This window comes from Bradyrhizobium sp. USDA 4503, from assembly GCF_054055815.1.
This window is the reverse complement of sequence record NZ_JBSRXS010000001.1, coordinates 5,882,663-5,899,714: the sequence shown is the minus strand read 5'-3', so window position 1 is coordinate 5,899,714 and position 17,052 is coordinate 5,882,663. Positions and strand designations below refer to the sequence as shown.

The following is a 17,052-nucleotide window of genomic DNA, read 5'->3' as shown; positions in this document are numbered from 1 at the left end:
TTCATAGGTTTGACCCATGCTCCCGGGCGCGATTCCCAACCGCGCCCTTTTGTCTCAACCGAACGAGGTACTCACATGGCCGTTGGCAAGGTTTCTGACGCCGATTTCGAAGCCGAAGTGCTCAAGGCGACCGGGCCGGTGGTCGTCGACTTCTGGGCCGAGTGGTGCGGCCCCTGCCGCATGATCGCGCCCGCTCTCGATGAGATTTCCGGCGCGATGGGCGACAAGGTCAAGATCGTGAAGCTCAACGTCGACGAGAGCCCGAAGACCGCATCGAAGTATGGCGTGATGTCGATCCCGACCCTGATGATCTTCAAGGGCGGAGAGATGGCGTCCCGTCAGGTCGGCGCCGCGCCGAAGGCCAAGCTGCAGCAGTGGATCACCGCTGCGGTCTGATCCCGCTTCTTCTGATTAATAAATTCGTGCACGGCCGGCGGATTCGCCGGCCGTTTGCGTTGGGACCGTGTGTGTTGCGTTTGAAGGTCCCGGCACTTGCCCTCCCCGCGTCAAAAGCCCGCTTCCAGGTCCACGCCGCTCGTTGCGATGGAGGCGCGCTCGGTCGATGCCATCCCGCGCGGGAAGGAGTGGCAGTACGAACCCAAGTGGGACGGCTTCCGCTGCCTGCTGAAACGCGAAGGCCGCAAAGTCGACCTGCGCTCGAAATCCGGCGAAGATCTCGGCCGCTACTTCCCGGAGCTGGTCGCCGCGGCGCTGAGCGTGAAGGCAACGTCATTCGTGCTCGACGGCGAGATCGTGGTGCCGCACGGCCGAACGTTCTCCTTTGACGATCTCCTGCAGCGCATCCATCCTGCCGCCAGCCGGGTGACGCGGCTCGCACAGGAAACGCCCGCCTTGTTTCTGGCGTTCGATCTCTTGGCCTCGCCAACCAGGAAGAAGCTTTCCGGCCAGCCCTTGAGCGAACGACGACCGCAGCTCGAGGCGTTCGCCAGGTCGCAATTGAAATCCAATTCCAGCTTTCGGCTGTCTCCCGCGACGACGAGCTACGCGCTTGCCGGGAAATGGCTGGCGCGATCCGGCGGCGGCTTCGACGGCGTGATCGCCAAGCGCCTAGACCTGCCCTATCAGGCCGGCAATCGCGACGGCATGCAGAAGATCAAAAGGTTCAGGAGCGCCGACTGTGTGGTCGGCGGCTTTCGCTACGCCACCAACAGGATCGGCGACCGCCAAGTGGTCGGCTCGCTGCTGCTCGGCCTCTATGACGACGATGGTTTGTTGCATCATGTCGGCTTCACCTCCGCAATCAGGCAACAGGACAAGGCGGCGCTCACCGACCGTCTCGAGCCGTTGATTGCCAAGCCCGGCTTTACCGGGAATGCGCCGGGCGGCCCGAGCCGGTGGTCGACCGAGCGCTCGGCGCAATGGTGTCCGCTGAAGCCGAAGCTCGTGATCGAGGTCTGCTACGACCATTTCAGTGGCGATCGTTTCCGCCACGGCACCTCGATCCTGCGCTGGCGTCCGGACAAGGCGCCGAAGCAATGCTCGTTCGAGCAACTGAAGCAGAAGGCGGCCGACTCGATGAAGCTGTTGAGGGGATAACGGCACTGCCGTTGCGGTGCAGCGAATAGGAACCCGGACAGGCAGTCGATGTTGAGGGATCAAATGGCCCTCAGGAGGGACCCATGTCGAACCCCAGATCAACCGCGCAGGTCGCGGGACATCCTATCCATCCGATGCTTATTCCATTTCCAGTCGTATGCTTTGTTTTGACCTTCGTTGCCGATCTCGCTTTCTGGAAGACGGGCACTGACTTCTGGGCCAGCGCCTCGCTCTGGCTGCTTGGCATCGGCTTGATCATGGCCGCGCTCGCCGCCATCGCCGGCGTGATCGATCTCCTCGGAGACGATCAGGTCCGCAATCTTTCCGATGCATGGCAGCACGCCGGCGGCAATGTCATCGCGGTGCTGATCGCGCTCTACAACTGGTATTCGCGCTTCGAGCACGGCGCATCCGCCATCGTGCCGACCGGTCTCGCGCTATCGCTCATCGTGGTCTTGATCCTGCTGTTCACCGGCTGGAAGGGCTGGGAGATGGTCTATCGCGAGCATGTCGGCGTCTCGGATGAGGCGCACATCCATTAGGCAAGTCAGCGAATCCATCCCGTCGCCAGCGCCGAGGCGAGCTCGGCCTGGCCATTGCGCTGCGCCAGTGCCGCCATCGCTGCGTGATCGTACGGGATGTGGCGGAAGGTGACATCCCAGCCACCATCGACCTGTTCGAGGATCGCATAGCGCGCATCGGGCGAACCGGCCTCGACGACATGCGGATGCGGCTTGCCGACGCGATAGCCGGGCGAGCCGACGCTGCCGGGATTGACGATCAGCCGGCCGTCGCGAAGCCGCACGGCGCGCGCAGTATGCGTGTGTGCGCAGAGGATCAGCGATTGCGGCACGCCCGCCGCTCTCGCCTCGATCGCTTCCAGCGAGGACATGCAGACTTCGCCGCCCGGCAGCACCGTCTCGAGCCAATAGGTCTCGTCATTCTGGGGCGTTGCATGACAGAGGAAAACTTCGTCGCGATAGATCGAATTCGCCGGCAGCGTGCGCAGCCAGTCGAGATGCCGCGGCTCGAGCTGGGTATAGGTCAGCCGCTCCCAGGAGCCCATTTTCTCATGCGGGCGGTCGATCAGGTAGCGGTCGTGATTGCCGAGCAGATGGACCGCATCGAGCGCCATCAGCGTATCGATGGTGGGCCGGGCGTCGAGCGGCCCGCTCACCATGTCGCCGAGGTCGACGATGTCGGAAATGCCCTGCGCGCGGATGTCCGACAGTACGGCTTCGAGCGCGAGATGGTTGCCGTGGATGTCGGCGATCGCAGCAAAACGCATGATGCTCGTCCTCCCTCATGCGCACCGCATCCGGGACGCGTCACCTGTTATGCAGGAGGCGTGCCGTTGGCCGCAAGCACGGGACCGGCCAAATACAGCGAGCCCGTGATCAGGATGCGCGGCGGCACCTCGTAGGCCAGCGCAGCAAGCCGCCGCAAGGCGGCGGCGACGCCATCAGCGATCTCGACCCGCATGCCGAGCGCTCGCGCGGCGTCAGCCAGCCTGTCCGGCGCCATGCCGTTGTCGCGGCCGGGCACCGGGACCGCGATGATGTGGCGGGTCAGTCCAGCGAAATTGGCGAGGAATGCGTCGGCATCCTTGTTGGCCATCATCCCGACGATCACCACCAGCGGCCGCGACACGCGCTCCTCCAGATCGCCGAGCGCAGCCGCCGCGACGCGGCCGCCCTCGGCATTGTGTCCGCCGTCGAGCCAGACCTCGGAGCCCTGCGGCCCCTGTCCGACGAGAGTGCCGGAAACCAGCCGCTGCATTCGCGCCGGCCATTCCGCATTGACGATGCCGGCTTCAAAGGCCGCGATGTTGAGCTTGAATGCGTCGATCGCGCGCAGGGTCGCGATCGCAAGGCCCGCATTGTCGAACTGGTGCCGGCCGAACAATTTCGGCGCGGCGAGATCCAGCAGGCCGCGCTCGTCCTGATAGACCAGCCGGCCGCGCTCGACGCCGACATGCCATTGCTGGCCGGCCGCATGCAGCGGCGCGCGCATGCGGTTCGCCTGCGCCTCGATCACGGCCATCGCATCCGGCGCCTGCTCGGCACACACCACCGGCACCTTGCGCTTGATGATCGCGGCCTTCTCGCCGGCGATCGCCATCAGATTGTCGCCGAGGAATTCCATGTGGTCCATGCTCACCGGTGCGATCACCGAGGCGAGCGGCGCCTCGACCACATTGGTCGAATCGAGCCGGCCGCCGAGCCCGACCTCGAGCAATGCGACGTCGGCCGGATGCTTGGCGAACAGGCAGAACGCCACCGCCGTTTCCATCTCGAAGATGGTGATGGGACTATCGGCGTTGATGCGCTCGCAGTGCTCGAACGTCTCGCGCAGCTCTTCGTCGCCGACCAGCTTGCCGCCGCCGACGGCGCCCAGCCGGTAGCATTCGTTGATCCGCACCAGATAGGGCGAGGTGAAGACGTGCACGCGCAGGCCGGCGGCTTCGAGAATCGCGCGCAGATAGGCGATGGTCGAGCCCTTGCCGTTGGTGCCGGCGACATGGATCACCGGCGGCAGCTTGCGCTCGGGATGATCGAGCCGCTCCATCAGGCCGCGCATGCGATCGAGGCTGAGATCGATGCGCTTGGGATGCAGCGCCGATATCCGCGCGATCAACGCCTCGAACGAGGCTTGCGGTGAGGTGGCGCTTGCGGTCACGCGTGCGGCGCGGCCGGCACCGTCTCAGGCGCCGTGACGATCTGGGCCGGCTCGGTGACCGCGGCCTTGGGCTTCGATGCGGATTCAAGCGCCGGCGCCTTGGTCAGCAGGCGGCACAGCCGCGCCAGCGTGGCCTTCATCTCGTGGCGGTGCACCACCATGTCGACCATGCCATGCTCGCGCAGATATTCGGCGCGCTGAAAGCCGTCCGGCAGCTTTTCGCGGATGGTCTGCTCGATCACGCGCGCGCCGGCAAAGCCGATCAGCGCACCGGGCTCGGCGATCTGGATGTCGCCGAGCATCGCATAGGACGCGGTGACACCGCCGGTGGTCGGATTGGTCAGCACCACGATGTAGGGCTGGCGCGCTTCGCGCAGCATCTGCACGCCGACGGTGGTGCGCGGCATCTGCATCAGCGACAAGATGCCTTCCTGCATCCGCGCGCCGCCGGATGCGGCGAACACGATGAAGGGCGACTTCTTCTCGACCGCGAGTTCGAGCCCGCGCACCATGGCTTCACCGGCGGCCATGCCGAGCGAACCGCCCATGAAATCGAAATCCTGCACGGCGACCACGACGCCGGCACCTTCTAACTTGCCGTAGCCGACCTTGATCGCGTCGTTCAGCCCGGTCTTGGTGCGGGCGTCCTTGATGCGGTCGACATATTTGCGCTCGTCGCGGAATTTCAGCGGATCCGCCGTCACCTCGGGCAGCGCGACGTCGAACCAGGTCTCGTTGTCGAAGATCGACTTCAGGCGCGCCACCGCGCCCATGCGCATGTGGTAGTTCGAGCCGGGGATCACGAACTGGTTGGCCTCGACGTCCTTGTAGAACACGAGCTGCCCGGAATCTGGGCACTTGATCCAGAGGTTTTCCGGCGTCTCGCGCCGCAGGATGTTGCGGATCTTCGGCCGGACGACGTTGGTGAGCCAATTCATGGTTCGCTCCGAAATGCGGATCGGTTCCGCACCAGCTGGATATATGGCGGGCCGGGCGAGCCCGGCAAGCCGCCATCGGCGGCCTTGTTGCCGCAAAATGTGGCTTATTCAGCGGCCTGCTTGGCGCCCCGGACCCCCTGCGCCAGCGCCGACACCAGGTCCGCCACCGCGCTCACCGTCTTCGGCGTCGCACGGCCCTCGGCATCGAGATTGGCACGCACCACATCGACGATCGCGGTGCCGACCACCGCGCCGTTGGCGTTCTCGGCGATCGCGCGCGCCGTCTCCGGGGTGCGGATGCCGAAGCCGACGCAGACCGGCAGCTTGGTGTGCCGCTTGATGCGGGCCACGGCCTCCGCGACCACCTTCGAATCGGCCGTCGCGGCGCCGGTGATGCCGGTGATCGAGACGTAATAGACAAAGCCCGAGGTGTTGGCGAGCACCGCCGGCAGCCGCTTGTCGTCGGTGGTCGGCGTCGCCAGCCGGATGAAGTTCAGCCCGGCCTTCATCGCGGGGATGCAGAGCTCGGTATCTTCCTCCGGCGGCAGGTCGACGATGATCAGGCCGTCGACGCCGGCGGTCTTGGCGTCGGCCAGGAAGCGGTCGACGCCGTAGATGTAGATCGGATTATAGTAGCCCATCAGCACGATCGGCGTGGCGTTGTCCTCCTTGCGGAAGTCGCGGACCATCGCCAGCGTCTTGCGCAGCGTCATGCCGCCCTTGAGCGCGCGCAGACCGGCGGCCTGGATCGACGGGCCATCCGCCATCGGGTCGGTGAAGGGCATGCCGATCTCGATGACATCGGCGCCGGCCTTCGGCAGCGCCTTGAGGATGTCGAGCGAGGTCTTGGCGTCGGGATCGCCGGCCATCACGAAGGTGACGAAAGCGGAGCGGCCCTGCTGCTTCAGCTCGGCGAAACGTGCGTCGATACGGGTGGTCACTTCTTCCTCGCCTTCAAGATGTCGCCGACCTGCGGCACGTCCTTGTCGCCGCGACCCGAGAGGTTGACCACTATCAGGTGATCCTTCGGCCGCTGCGGTGCGAGCTCGGACAGTTTCGCGATGGCGTGCGCCGATTCCAGCGCGGGGATGATGCCCTCGAGCCGCGACAGCAGCTGGAATGCGGCCAGCGCCTCCTCGTCGGTCGCCGAGAGATATTTCACGCGGCCGGTCTCGTGCAGCCAGGCGTGCTCCGGGCCGATGCCGGGATAATCGAGACCCGCCGAGATCGAATGCGCTTCCTCGATCTGGCCGTCGGCGTCCATCAAGAGATAGGTGCGGTTGCCATGCAGCACGCCGGGACGGCCGCCGGCCAGCGAAGCGGCATGCAGCTGCGTCAGTCCGTGACCGGCAGCCTCGACGCCGAAAATCTCGATCAAGGGATCGTCGAGGAACGGATGGAACAGGCCCATCGCATTGGAGCCGCCGCCGATGCAGGCGATCAGCGAATCCGGCAGGCGGCCCTCGGCCTCCTGCATCTGCTTGCGTGTCTCGTGGCCGATGATCGACTGGAAGTCGCGCACCATCATCGGATAGGGGTGCGGACCCGCCACCGTGCCGATGCAATAGAAGGTGTTGTGCACGTTGGTGACCCAATCGCGCAGCGCGTCGTTCATCGCGTCCTTCAGCGTGCGCGCGCCCGACTGCACCGGGACGACCTTGGCGCCCAGCATCTCCATGCGGATCACGTTCGGCTGCTGCCGCTCAACGTCGACCGCGCCCATATAGACCACGCATTCGAGCCCGAACCGCGCGCACAGCGTCGCCGTCGCCACGCCATGCTGGCCGGCGCCGGTCTCGGCGATGATGCGCTTCTTGCCCATGCGGCGCGCGACCATGATCTGGCCGAGCACATTGTTGACCTTGTGCGAACCGGTGTGGTTGAGCTCCTCGCGCTTCAGATAGATCTTGGCGCCGCCGAGATGCTCGGTGAGCCGCTCGGCGAAATAGAGCGGCGAGGGCCGGCCGACATAATCCTTCAGATAGACATTCATCTCGGCCTGGAACGCCGGATCGGCCTTGGCGTCGGCATAGGCTTTTTCGAGATCGAGGATCAGCGGCATCAGCGTTTCCGCGACGAAGCGTCCGCCGAAAATGCCGAAATGCCCGCGCTCGTCGGGACCGCTGCGGAAGGAATTGGGCAGATTTGGATTCATCGAACCATCAGTTCTTCTTGCCGGCTTGCGGCGCTGTTTCCGTTCCCTCGCCCCGCTCTTGCGGGGAGAGGGCTGGGGTGAGGGGTTTCTCCAATTGCTCGATCATCGTTGCAGCGCCCCTCACCCGCCCGCGCGTTGCGCGGTCGACCTCTCCCCGTGAACGGGGAGAGGTGAAGAAGGCTGGATTGCGCGCGCGGCGCGGATGAAGGCGCGGATCAATTCGGGATCCTTGACACCGGGCATGCGCTCGACGCCCGACGAGACATCGACGCCGCCGGCGCGCGTGACGCGGACGGCTTCAGTGACGTTGTCGGCGTTGAGCCCGCCGGAGACCATGTAGGGCAGCGCAAGATCGAGATTTTCCAGCACGTGCCAATCGAAGGGCGCGCCGAGGCCACCCGGCCGCGTGGCATCCTTCGGCGCGCGGGCATCGAACAGGATGCGATCGGCGACACCGGCATAACCCGGCAGCGGCGCAAGGTCGGCCGACGTCTCGACCGGCAGCGCCTTCATCAGCGGCAGGCCGAACTTCGCCTTGATGTCGCGCAGCCGCGCCGTGGTCTCCTTGCCATGCAATTGCAGGATATCCGGCCGCAGCGTCTCGACGATGTTTTCCAGGATCGCATCGTCGGCATCGACGGTGAGGGCGACCTTGACGGCGCGGCCCTTGGCGCGGCTGCCAAGCTCGCGCGCGGTCTCGAGGCTGATGTGACGCGGCGACGGCGGAAAGAATACGAACCCCACCATATCGGCACCGCCTTCAAGCGCGACGTCGAGCGTCTCGCGCGTGGACAGGCCGCAGATTTTGACGAGCAGGGGCATGGTCTCGAAACAGGTCTCAAAACGGGTTGTCGGGCGACCGGAACCGGGGTGAACCCTGGTCCGGTGGGGCGGGTTCTACAACGTCGCGCCCTGCTTGTCTCGCCCGGCGGCCCCGTAAAAGCCGAGTTGCGCCGGGGCCGAACGGCGCTGCGCGTCGTCCCGGGAGGCGGCGGCCTTGAGGTCGGCGAGCTCGGCGCGGACATGGCGGGCGTCAGCCTCGTGCTGCCGGGCCGCGCGGCGCCAGCGCCCTTGCTTGAACCAGGTTCCGATGCCGCCCGCGAGCACGCCCAGGATCGCGGAGGCGATGATGACGACGAACAACGGCAGCGTGACCGCAACCGTCGGGGTCACCGAATTGAAGGGATCAAACGACACCGTCACCCAGTGACGGTTAGCGACTGCAAAAATGATGAAGATCAGACCGAGCGGAACGACGACCACTGCCGTGAAGAACTTTCGCATGACCATCTCTCGCAGCGATGGAGCAAATGCGGGCATATCGCCCGCAACACGGCAACGCCTGACGTCGCGCCTTAGGCGTCGGCCTTAAGCATCAGCCTTGGGCGCATCGACCTTGGCGGCGCCCGCCTCGGTCACGTCGCGGTTGAGGCGCTCGCGCATTTCCTTGCCGGTCTTGAAGAACGGCACGCTCTTCTGGTCGACCGGCACATGCTCGCCGGTGCGTGGATTGCGGCCGGCGCGCGCCGGGCGGTGCTTCACCGAGAATGCGCCAAAACCGCGCAACTCGACACGGTCGCCACGTGCCAGCGCTGCGACGATTTCATCGAGAATCGCATTCACAATGTTCTCGACATCCCGCTGATAGAGGTGCGGGTTGTGCTCGGCGATACGCTGAACAAGTTCGGATTTGATCATCGAAAGTGGGATCCGGGCTCTTGCGGAAACCCATTTCCGTGAAAATGCCGTGCACTGTCAAGACGCTAAATCGATTTAGGGCGTCGTGAAATCACGTGACAAATAGCCCAATTGGGGCATGCGGCGATTCCCGCAAAGCGGGAATAGCCTGACGAGCACGCCTTTGGCAGCCGATCAGTTGGTTCCAGCCGGGCTCCACAGCGCCAGCATGCCGTCAAGCCCGAACCGGTCGACCGCCTCGGCCACGCCGCCCTGCTCGATCCGCCGCGCGATCGCGCCAAGACCGAACGCATCGAGCGTCACGGACGCCGCCGTGCGCAGGAAGGTCAGGTCGCCGAACCGCGGATTAAGCTTGTAATTGCGCACCGGCAGGTCGCTTTTGACCTTCTTCTCGGCAACCAGCCAGGCGATCGCGGTCTTCTCGTCCCCCAGCTGATCGACCAGCTTGAGATCGACCGCCTGCCGGCCGGTGAAGACGCGACCGTCCGCGACCTTCTCCAGCAGGTCATCGTCCATGCCGCGCCGTTGCTTCACCAATCCACGGAACCATGCATAGGAGTCCTTGACGAGACCGTCGATCGCGGCGCGGGCCTCCGGGCTGGTGGGTTCGAAGCCGTTGGGCGCGGCCTTCAGCGGGGAAGATTTAATCTCCTCCATCTTCACGCCGACAGTCTTGAGCAACTCCGAAACGTTCGGATACTGGAACAGAACGCCGATCGAGCCGACCAGCGAGGTCTGCTGGGCGACGATATGATCGGAGGCGATCGCCGTGATGTAGCCGCCCGAGGCGGCCAATCCCTCGACCACGACGACAAGCGGCTTCTTCGCCTTCAGCTGCATCAGCGAGTCGTAAAGCTGCTCGGAGCCCGCGGTGGTGCCGCCGGGCGAATTGATGTGCACGACAACAGCCGCATAGCTCGACTTGCCGAGCCGCTCCAGCGCCTCGACGCGATCCTGGTCGCTGCGGATCAGTCCGTCGATATTGACCCGCGCGATCGTGTTCGATGTCGAAAAGGTGCCGCGTCCGCCGGCGGCGACCACGCCCACGCCGACGATGGCCGCGATCGCAATGACCGCGGCGGCGACGCGCCAAAAGGTCAGTTTGCGCCTGATGCGGCGACGATCGACGATCACGTCCGAATCCAGCGACATCCGATCTCTCCAGAAATGGTCAGCGCAATCCGCGCGTTTTGCAGTCGCAGCGTCACTATCAGCTTAGCCAAATACATCAATTGCGACGCAATATGAAGAAAACAAGGCCCGGTATTCGGAGGCACTCGTAGCCCGGGTGCACGTGCGCTTCATCCCAGCCGCGCCCTAACCTCCCCTTGAAAAGGGGAGGTCGCTTTGCTCGCCAGAGCAAAGCGGGTGGGGATCTGCTCTCTCCGCAAACAGCATCGCCTGCGGCTGACCCCCATCCCGACCTTCCCCCTTTCAGGGGGAAGGGGAAGACAAATCCGTAGCCCGGATGAAGCGAAGCGTAATCCGGGAGGCTTCAGCAGCACGGATAGAAAGTCCCGGATTTCGCTTCGCTTCATCCGGGCTACGGATGCCCCAAAGCAAAGGGCCCCGGCTTGCGCCGGGGCCCCGATTGTTCGCCTCAAATCGCGCGAACGCTTACTTGTCGGTGCCGCGGTTCTTCAGCGCGGTGCCGAGGATATCGCCAAGCGTCGCACCCGAATCGGAGGAGCCGTACTGCGCGATGGCTTCCTTCTCTTCGGCGACTTCCAGCGCCTTGATCGAGACCTGCACCTTGCGGGCCTTCTTGTCGAACTGGATGACGCGGGCATCGACCTTCTCGCCGACGGCGAAGCGCTCGGCGCGCTGGTCGTTGCGGTCGCGGGCCAGCTCGGACCGCTTGATGAAGGTGGTGAACTCGGTGCCCGAAATCCGGACCTCGATGCCGCTCTCCTTCACTTCGAGCACTTCGCAGGTCACGACCGCGCCCTTCTTGACGTCGCCCGGCTCGGCGAAGGGGTCGCCTTCGAGCTGCTTGACGCCGAGCGAGATGCGCTCCTTCTCGACATCGACATCGAGCACCACGGCCTTGACCATGTCGCCCTTCTTGAAGTTGTCGATGACCTGCTCGCCCGGAAGCTTCCAGTCGAGGTCGGAGAGGTGGACCATGCCGTCGACATCGCCCTCGAGACCGAGGAACAGACCGAACTCGGTCTTGTTCTTGACCTCACCCTCGACCACCGAACCGACCGGGAACTTCTCGACGAAGACTTCCCAGGGATTGCGCATGGTCTGCTTGAGACCGAGCGAGATGCGGCGCTTGACCGAATCCACTTCCAGCACCTGCACTTCGACTTCCTGCGAGGTCGAAACGATCTTGCCGGGGTGCATGTTCTTCTTGGTCCACGACATCTCGGAGACGTGGATCAGGCCTTCGATGCCCGGCTCGAGCTCGACGAACGCGCCGTAGTCGGTGATGTTGGTGACGCGGCCGGTGAAGCGGGCACCCAGCGGGTACTTGCCTTCGATGCCCTGCCACGGATCATCCAAGAGCTGCTTCATGCCGAGCGAGATGCGGTGCGTCTCGTGGTTGATCTTGATGATCTTGACCTTGACGGTCTGGCCGATGGTCAGCACCTCGGTCGGGTGGTTGACGCGGCGCCAGGCGATATCGGTCACGTGCAGCAGGCCGTCGATGCCGCCGAGATCAACGAACGCACCGTAATCGGTGATGTTCTTGACCACGCCGTCGATCACCTGACCCTCTTCGAGGTTCTGCACCAGCTCCTGGCGCTGCTCGGCGCGGGTCTCTTCGAGAACCGTGCGGCGCGACACCACGATGTTGCCGCGGCGGCGGTCCATCTTGAGGATCTGGAACGGCTGCGAATTGTTCATCAGCGGCGCAACGTCGCGGATCGGACGAATGTCGACCTGCGAGCGCGGCAGGAAGGCCACCGCACCGTCGAGGTCGACCGTGAAGCCGCCCTTGACCTGGTTGAAGATGACGCCGTTGACCTTTTCGTTGTTCTGGAACGCCTTCTCGAGCTTGCCCCAGCTTTCCTCGCGGCGCGCCTTGTCGCGCGACAGCACGGCTTCGCCGAGCGCATTCTCGATACGGTCGAGGAACACCTCGACTTCGTCACCGACCTTGAGATCGCTTTCACGGCCGGGGCCGGCGAACTCACGCAGCGCAACGCGACCTTCGGTCTTCAGGCCGACGTCGATGACGGCCATGTCCTTCTCAATTGCAACCACCTTGCCCTTGATGACCGAGCTTTCCTGCAAATTGCCGCCGGCAAAGGACTCATCAAGCATCGCCGCGAAGTCATCGCGGGTGGGAGTATAGGAAGACGCAGAATTCGAAACCATTTGTTCTCCAGATGCGGGATCTCGCCGGCCGTTCGGGTTGATGGGCGCACCGTGCGTGAAGTGTCGGGGTTCCGCAAACCCTGACGACCGCTCATTGCAGGAGGTGCAACAGCGGGCCGGCAGCAAGACTGCACGTTCGGTACGTATGATTGATCCGGAGCCTGAAACGAAAATATCGACTGCAAGACCTGGGAGCGGGCGTTCCTCCAGATGCGGCGTTGGTTTCGTTTGAGGAATAGCTCAAACCCATCGCCGGCCCGCTCAGACACGGCCTCGACATCGTCGATGCTGCTCCGAACGGCGCTGATATAGCCCTGCATGCGACTTTCGGCAAGCAGGAAATGCCCAATTTTGCTGGGTTTTCGGGCCGAGAGCGCCGCGGCGGCCCGCGATTCTAGCGCCTGGCGCGCGCCGCCTCGACGATGGCGATGGCGGCGCGGACGCCGGCCTCAATGTCCAGATTTGAATTGTCCAGCGTGTGGGCGTCCGGAGCCGGCCGCAGAGGCGCAATCGCCCGGTTCTTGTCTCGCTCGTCGCGCTTGAGGATGTCGGCGAGCACCGCCTCTTCGTCGGCGTCCTCGCCGCGGGCGCGCGCCTCCAGCGTGCGCCGCCGTGCCCGCACGCGGGGGTCGGCGACCACGAAGATCTTCACGTCGGCATCCGGGCAGATCACAGTGCCGATGTCGCGTCCATCCAGCACCGCACCGGGCGGATCGGCGGCGAACTGGCGCTGGAAGTTCACCAGCACCTCGCGAACCTGCGGAATCGCCGACACCACGGAGGCGGCATCGCCGACCTTCTGGGTCTTCAGGATCGGATTGCCGAACTTTTCGGGGTCGAGCTCGAGCGCCGCGGCCACGGCCAGCACCTCGTTGCTGAGCTCGGCACCAGCTTGAATCATCGCATAGGCCACCGCACGGTAGATCACGCCGGTGTCGAGATGACGATAGCCGTAGTGGTGGGCGAGCCGCTTGCCGAGCGTGCCCTTGCCCGAGGCGGCGGGTCCGTCGATGGCGATGATCATGCGAAATCAGCTCCGAGCGCGCGCATCATCGGGATGAAATCCGGAAAACTGGTGGCGATGAAGGCGGTATCGTCGATTTTCACCGGCCGATCGGAGGCGCAGCCCATCACGAGCGCCGACATCGCGATGCGGTGATCCATATGCGTGGCAACGAGGCCGCCGCCTGGAACATGGCCGCGGCCCTCGACGATCAGATCGTCGCCGGAGACCTCGACCTTGACGCCGTTGACCCGCAGCATGTCGGCGGTGGCTTCAAGGCGGTCGGATTCCTTGACGCGCAGCTCCTGCAGGCCGCGCATGGTCGTGGTGCCCTCGGCGAAGGCGGCCGCGACCGCCAGCACCAGATACTCGTCGATCATCGACGGCGCGCGCTCCGGCGGCACTTCGACACCCTTCAGCTTCGAGGCGCGCACACGCAGCTGCGCCATCGGCTCGCCGGCATCGCCGCGCACATCGCTCTCCTCGATCGAGGCGCCCATCTCGCGCAGCGTGGTGAACAGGCCGGTGCGCAGCGGATTGGTCATCACGTCTGAGAACACGACATCGGACCCTTCGACGATCAGTGCGGCCACGATCGGGAATGACGCGGAGGACGGATCGGCGGGCACCACGACGTTGGCGCCGTGCAGCTCGGGCTCGCCGTGCAGCGAGATTCGCCTGCCGTGGCTGCCTTCCTGCTCGGAGGAGATCTCGGCGCCGAAATGCTTCAGCATCAGCTCGGTGTGGTCGCGGCTTGCCTCCTGCTCGATCACCGTCGTGATGCCGGGCGCGGAGAGCCCCGCCAGCAACACCGCGGACTTGATCTGGGCCGAGGCGACCGGCGTCTTGTAGACGATCGGCACCGGATAGCGGGCGCCGTGCAGGGTGAGCGGCAGCCGGCCGCCCTCCCTTATGTCGCTGGTTCGGGCGCCCATCAGCTCCAGCGGGTCGAGGATGCGGCGCATCGGCCGCGAGCGCAGCGAGGCGTCGCCGTCGAAAATGGCGGCGATCGGGCAACCGGCCACCGCGCCCATCACCAGCCGGCAGCCGGTGCCGGAGTTGCCGAAATCGAGCGGCGCGGCAGGCTGGGCGAAGCCGCCGACCCCGACGCCGGACACCGACCAGGTAAACGGCGCCGACCGCTCCACTTTGGCGCCGAGCGCGCGCATGGATTTGGCGGTATTGAGGACGTCCTCGCCCTCCAGGAGGCCGGAAATGCGGGTTTCGCCGACCGAAAGCGCCCCCAGGATCAGGGCGCGGTGGGAAATCGATTTGTCGCCGGGAACGCGGACCGTGCCGGCCAGGGGGCCGCACGCGCGCGATTCCAGCGAGGTCGGGGTGTCAGAATGGGCCAAGATTGTGTCCTCTCGCGTCGCGGCAGGTATCACATAGGCAACACCGCGTCACGCGCCCGTCAAATGCGCGCAGACCGCTATTGACAGCGGCTCCTCAACTAGCCAAGTGAAGCTCCGTTTTTCAGGAAAATTCTGGGATTACCACGTGGCCAAGTCCGAGCTCGGAACCAAGCGCATTTGCCCGACCACGGGCAAGAAGTTCTACGACCTCAACAAGAATCCGGTGATCTCGCCCTATACCGGCGAAGTCGTGCCGATCGCGCCGATCGCCCCGCCGCGGGGCCGTGGCGCCACCGTCAGTTCGCCTGCGACCGCAGCCGACATGCCGGAGCCCGCCGAGGCCGAGGAGATGGTCTCGCTCGAGGAGGCCGATGCCGAGGAGAACACCGGGAAGGTCAAGGCCCAGGTTCCCGAATCCGAGGACGATATCGAGGTCGATGAGACCATCGACGACGATGACGACGACGATTCGACCTTCATCGCCGACGAGGAAGAGGGCGATGAGGACGTGACCGACATCATTGGTGACGTCGGAGGCGACGAAGAGACTTGAGATCGGCGCCGATCTATGATCAACGGTGCTGCCGCGCGAGTCGTCCAGGCCGCGCGGACCGGGATCGATCCCCCAGGATCATCCCAACTGGATAAGGGGCCATAGCTCAGCTGGGAGAGCGCTTGCATGGCATGCAAGAGGTCGGCGGTTCGATCCCGCCTGGCTCCACCAGCCTTCGCGAGCTTCGGCTCGGCAAGCCCGGATAGTCCATCGTAGCGAAGTGAGCGAAGGCTGCCGCGGCGTAGCCCAAAGGGCGGAGCCGGGCTCTCTCCGAAATCCGAATGCGTTAGCATCCACCCCATCAGCCGTGTGTTGGGGGAACAGATGAAATACGTTTACATTCTCGAGAGCCTTGATTGCCTGCACTTCTATGTCCGGATTACCGATCTGCGGGCTAGACTGGCTAAGCACAATGCCGGGGAAGTGCCCCATACATCCAAATTTGGACCGTGGCGGCTCAAGACCTACGTCGCTTTCAGCGACGAGAAGCAGGCCGTCGCTTTTGAAAATATCTGAAGTCCGCATCCGGCCGCGCCTTCGCCAAGAAGCGCCTCTAACCGCCCCGACCGCCCCTACTCCCCCAGCACCGCATTCAGCCGGTCGCGCAGCGCGACGATCTCGTCCTTCATCGCCATCAGTTCGCCGACGGTGCAGTCCGAGGCCGCGAGGATCGACTGCGGCACGGCCTTGGCCTTTTCGCGCAGCGCGTGGCCCTGCGGCGTCAGCGCGATCAGCACCACCCGCTCGTCCGCGGTGCTGCGGGTCCGTTTGATCAACTCCGCCGCCTCCAGCCGCTTCAAGAGCGGCGTCAGCGTGCCGGAATCCAGGAACAGGCGCTCGCCGAGGTCCTTCACCGCGACGTCGTCGCGCTCCCACAGCGCTAGCATCACGAGATACTGCGGATAGGTCAGCCCGAGCCGGTCGAGCAGCGGCTTGTAGACGCGGTTGAAGGCGTGCGCGGTCGAATAGACCGCAAAGCAGATCTGATTGTCGAGCCGCAGCGCCTGATCCGCGGCCGTCAGTTTCCTGGCCATGATTCCCATCGAATCCATCTCGTTTCCGGGTCATTCTGGGCTCACGGGACCGCGGATTCAATTGCGAACAATTAAATGTGAGGCCGCATATTTTATATTGTGCGCAATCTATTTGCGTGCAATACATGCGTCATCGAATTCAAGCCCAACCCACCAAGGGAGACCACGATGTCTGTGAACGTGCTCTACAAGACCAGCGCCAAGGCAACCGGCGGCCGCGACGGCCATGCGGCGACGCTCGACGGCGCACTCGACGTCAAGCTCACGACCCCGAAGGAGCTCGGTGGCGGCGGCGGTGCCGGCAACAATCCGGAGCAGCTGTTCGCGGCAGGCTATGCCGCCTGCTTCATCGGCGCGATGAAGTTCGTGGCGTCGCAGGGCGGCCCCAAGGTTCCCGCCGACGCCTCGGTGACCTCGACGGTCGGCATCGGCCCGCGCTCGGAAGGCGGGTTCGGTCTCGCCGTCGAGCTCGCGGTGTCGCTGCCCGGCCTTGCGCGCAGCGATGCCGAAGCGCTGGTCGAGAAGGCGCACCAGGTGTGCCCCTATTCCAACGCGACCCGCGGCAATGTCGACGTCAAGCTGAGCGTCGTCTAATTCCACATCACGCAATGGTCCGCCGCAACACGTGGCGGACCATTGCTCTTTCAGCGGCGCGTTCGCTTGGCGAACGCATGCGCCGTCTGCTGCATGGGCCTGCGCCGACGGAAGCATTGCTGCCCCGGCTGAAGACCGTTAGCTCTGGGACCCTCGTTA

The 17,052-nt window shown here is 64.8% G+C and carries 18 protein-coding genes, 1 tRNA gene and 1 pseudogene; 7 read left to right on the top strand and 13 right to left on the bottom strand.

What is annotated here, in order from left to right:
* Positions 1–75: 75 nt before the first annotated feature.
* The 3 genes from trxA to ACVMIH_RS28175 all read left to right on the top strand — a co-directional run bounded on the left by trxA (position 76) and on the right by ACVMIH_RS28175 (position 2,099).
* Positions 76–396 (top strand): thioredoxin, encoded by a 321-nt coding sequence (trxA, locus tag ACVMIH_RS28185; RefSeq protein WP_016847387.1) that lies wholly within the window; start codon positions 76–78, stop codon positions 394–396.
* A gap of 96 nt (positions 397–492) precedes the next feature.
* Positions 493–1,557, top strand: coding sequence for an ATP-dependent DNA ligase (locus ACVMIH_RS28180; RefSeq protein WP_456864172.1), 1,065 nt, complete (start codon positions 493–495; stop codon positions 1,555–1,557).
* A gap of 83 nt (positions 1,558–1,640) precedes the next feature.
* Positions 1,641–2,099, top strand: coding sequence for a DUF2231 domain-containing protein (locus ACVMIH_RS28175; RefSeq protein ID WP_057020418.1), 459 nt, complete (start codon positions 1,641–1,643; stop codon positions 2,097–2,099).
* Between the two features lie 5 nt (positions 2,100–2,104).
* Here the strand turns inward: ACVMIH_RS28175 and ACVMIH_RS28170 are convergent, their stop codons facing one another.
* From ACVMIH_RS28170 to aroA, 12 genes are all read right to left on the bottom strand, one after another.
* Positions 2,105–2,845: a metallophosphoesterase family protein gene (locus ACVMIH_RS28170; RefSeq protein WP_057020417.1), complete on the bottom strand. Its 741-nt coding sequence runs from the start codon at positions 2,843–2,845 to the stop codon at positions 2,105–2,107.
* Between the two features lie 47 nt (positions 2,846–2,892).
* Positions 2,893–4,137 carry a bifunctional folylpolyglutamate synthase/dihydrofolate synthase gene (locus tag ACVMIH_RS28165; protein ID WP_233475501.1) on the bottom strand — a complete coding sequence of 415 codons (1,245 nt, stop codon included), beginning with the start codon at positions 4,135–4,137 and terminating at the stop codon, positions 2,893–2,895.
* A gap of 95 nt (positions 4,138–4,232) precedes the next feature.
* Positions 4,233–5,174, bottom strand: coding sequence for an acetyl-CoA carboxylase, carboxyltransferase subunit beta (gene accD / locus ACVMIH_RS28160; protein WP_057020415.1), 942 nt, complete (start codon positions 5,172–5,174; stop codon positions 4,233–4,235).
* A gap of 104 nt (positions 5,175–5,278) precedes the next feature.
* Positions 5,279–6,115, bottom strand: a complete 837-nt coding sequence (trpA, locus tag ACVMIH_RS28155) for a tryptophan synthase subunit alpha (RefSeq protein ID WP_057020414.1) — start codon at positions 6,113–6,115, stop codon at positions 5,279–5,281.
* The gene (gene trpB, locus ACVMIH_RS28150) at positions 6,112–7,329 is read right to left on the bottom strand and encodes a tryptophan synthase subunit beta (RefSeq protein WP_456864170.1); all 1,218 of its coding nucleotides are present in this window, start codon (positions 7,327–7,329) and stop codon (positions 6,112–6,114) included. Before trpB ends, trpA begins: the two co-directional genes overlap by 4 nt.
* Before the next feature lie 120 nt (positions 7,330–7,449).
* Positions 7,450–8,151: a phosphoribosylanthranilate isomerase gene (locus tag ACVMIH_RS28145; RefSeq protein ID WP_057020412.1), complete on the bottom strand. Its 702-nt coding sequence runs from the start codon at positions 8,149–8,151 to the stop codon at positions 7,450–7,452.
* Positions 8,152–8,226: 75 nt separating this feature from the next.
* Positions 8,227–8,613, bottom strand: coding sequence for a LapA family protein (locus ACVMIH_RS28140; RefSeq protein ID WP_057020442.1), 387 nt, complete (start codon positions 8,611–8,613; stop codon positions 8,227–8,229).
* An 84-nt stretch (positions 8,614–8,697) separates the two neighbouring features.
* Positions 8,698–9,027 carry an integration host factor subunit beta gene (locus ACVMIH_RS28135; protein ID WP_016847379.1) on the bottom strand — a complete coding sequence of 110 codons (330 nt, stop codon included), beginning with the start codon at positions 9,025–9,027 and terminating at the stop codon, positions 8,698–8,700.
* A 174-nt stretch (positions 9,028–9,201) separates the two neighbouring features.
* Positions 9,202–10,179 (bottom strand): signal peptide peptidase SppA, encoded by a 978-nt coding sequence (gene sppA / locus ACVMIH_RS28130; protein WP_057020411.1) that lies wholly within the window; start codon positions 10,177–10,179, stop codon positions 9,202–9,204.
* 465 nt (positions 10,180–10,644) lie between these two features.
* Positions 10,645–12,354, bottom strand: coding sequence for a 30S ribosomal protein S1 (rpsA, locus tag ACVMIH_RS28125; protein ID WP_028337539.1), 1,710 nt, complete (start codon positions 12,352–12,354; stop codon positions 10,645–10,647).
* 394 nt (positions 12,355–12,748) lie between these two features.
* Positions 12,749–13,378 (bottom strand): (d)CMP kinase, encoded by a 630-nt coding sequence (gene cmk / locus ACVMIH_RS28120; RefSeq protein WP_057020410.1) that lies wholly within the window; start codon positions 13,376–13,378, stop codon positions 12,749–12,751.
* On the bottom strand, positions 13,375–14,712 hold the full coding sequence (gene aroA, locus ACVMIH_RS28115) for a 3-phosphoshikimate 1-carboxyvinyltransferase (RefSeq protein ID WP_057020409.1): 1,338 nt from the start codon (positions 14,710–14,712) through the stop codon (positions 13,375–13,377). Before aroA ends, cmk begins: the two co-directional genes overlap by 4 nt.
* A 145-nt stretch (positions 14,713–14,857) precedes the next feature.
* On the opposite strand from aroA, the gene ACVMIH_RS28110 reads away from it, so the two are divergent.
* The 3 genes and pseudogenes from ACVMIH_RS28110 to ACVMIH_RS28100 all read left to right on the top strand — a co-directional run bounded on the left by ACVMIH_RS28110 (position 14,858) and on the right by ACVMIH_RS28100 (position 15,822).
* A complete protein-coding gene (locus ACVMIH_RS28110) occupies positions 14,858–15,265 on the top strand; it encodes a TIGR02300 family protein (protein WP_057020408.1) in 408 nt (135 codons plus the stop codon).
* Positions 15,266–15,360: 95 nt separating this feature from the next.
* A tRNA-Ala gene (locus ACVMIH_RS28105) sits at positions 15,361–15,436 on the top strand.
* Between the two features lie 153 nt (positions 15,437–15,589).
* A pseudogene (locus ACVMIH_RS28100) lies at positions 15,590–15,822 on the top strand (GIY-YIG nuclease family protein).
* A gap of 15 nt (positions 15,823–15,837) precedes the next feature.
* Here the strand turns inward: ACVMIH_RS28100 and ACVMIH_RS28095 are convergent.
* The gene (locus tag ACVMIH_RS28095) at positions 15,838–16,299 is read right to left on the bottom strand and encodes a MarR family winged helix-turn-helix transcriptional regulator (protein ID WP_456866574.1); all 462 of its coding nucleotides are present in this window, start codon (positions 16,297–16,299) and stop codon (positions 15,838–15,840) included.
* 168 nt (positions 16,300–16,467) lie between these two features.
* On the opposite strand from ACVMIH_RS28095, the gene ACVMIH_RS28090 reads away from it, so the two are divergent.
* A complete protein-coding gene (locus ACVMIH_RS28090) occupies positions 16,468–16,893 on the top strand; it encodes an organic hydroperoxide resistance protein (protein ID WP_212057979.1) in 426 nt (141 codons plus the stop codon).
* Positions 16,894–17,052: the final 159 nt, after the last annotated feature.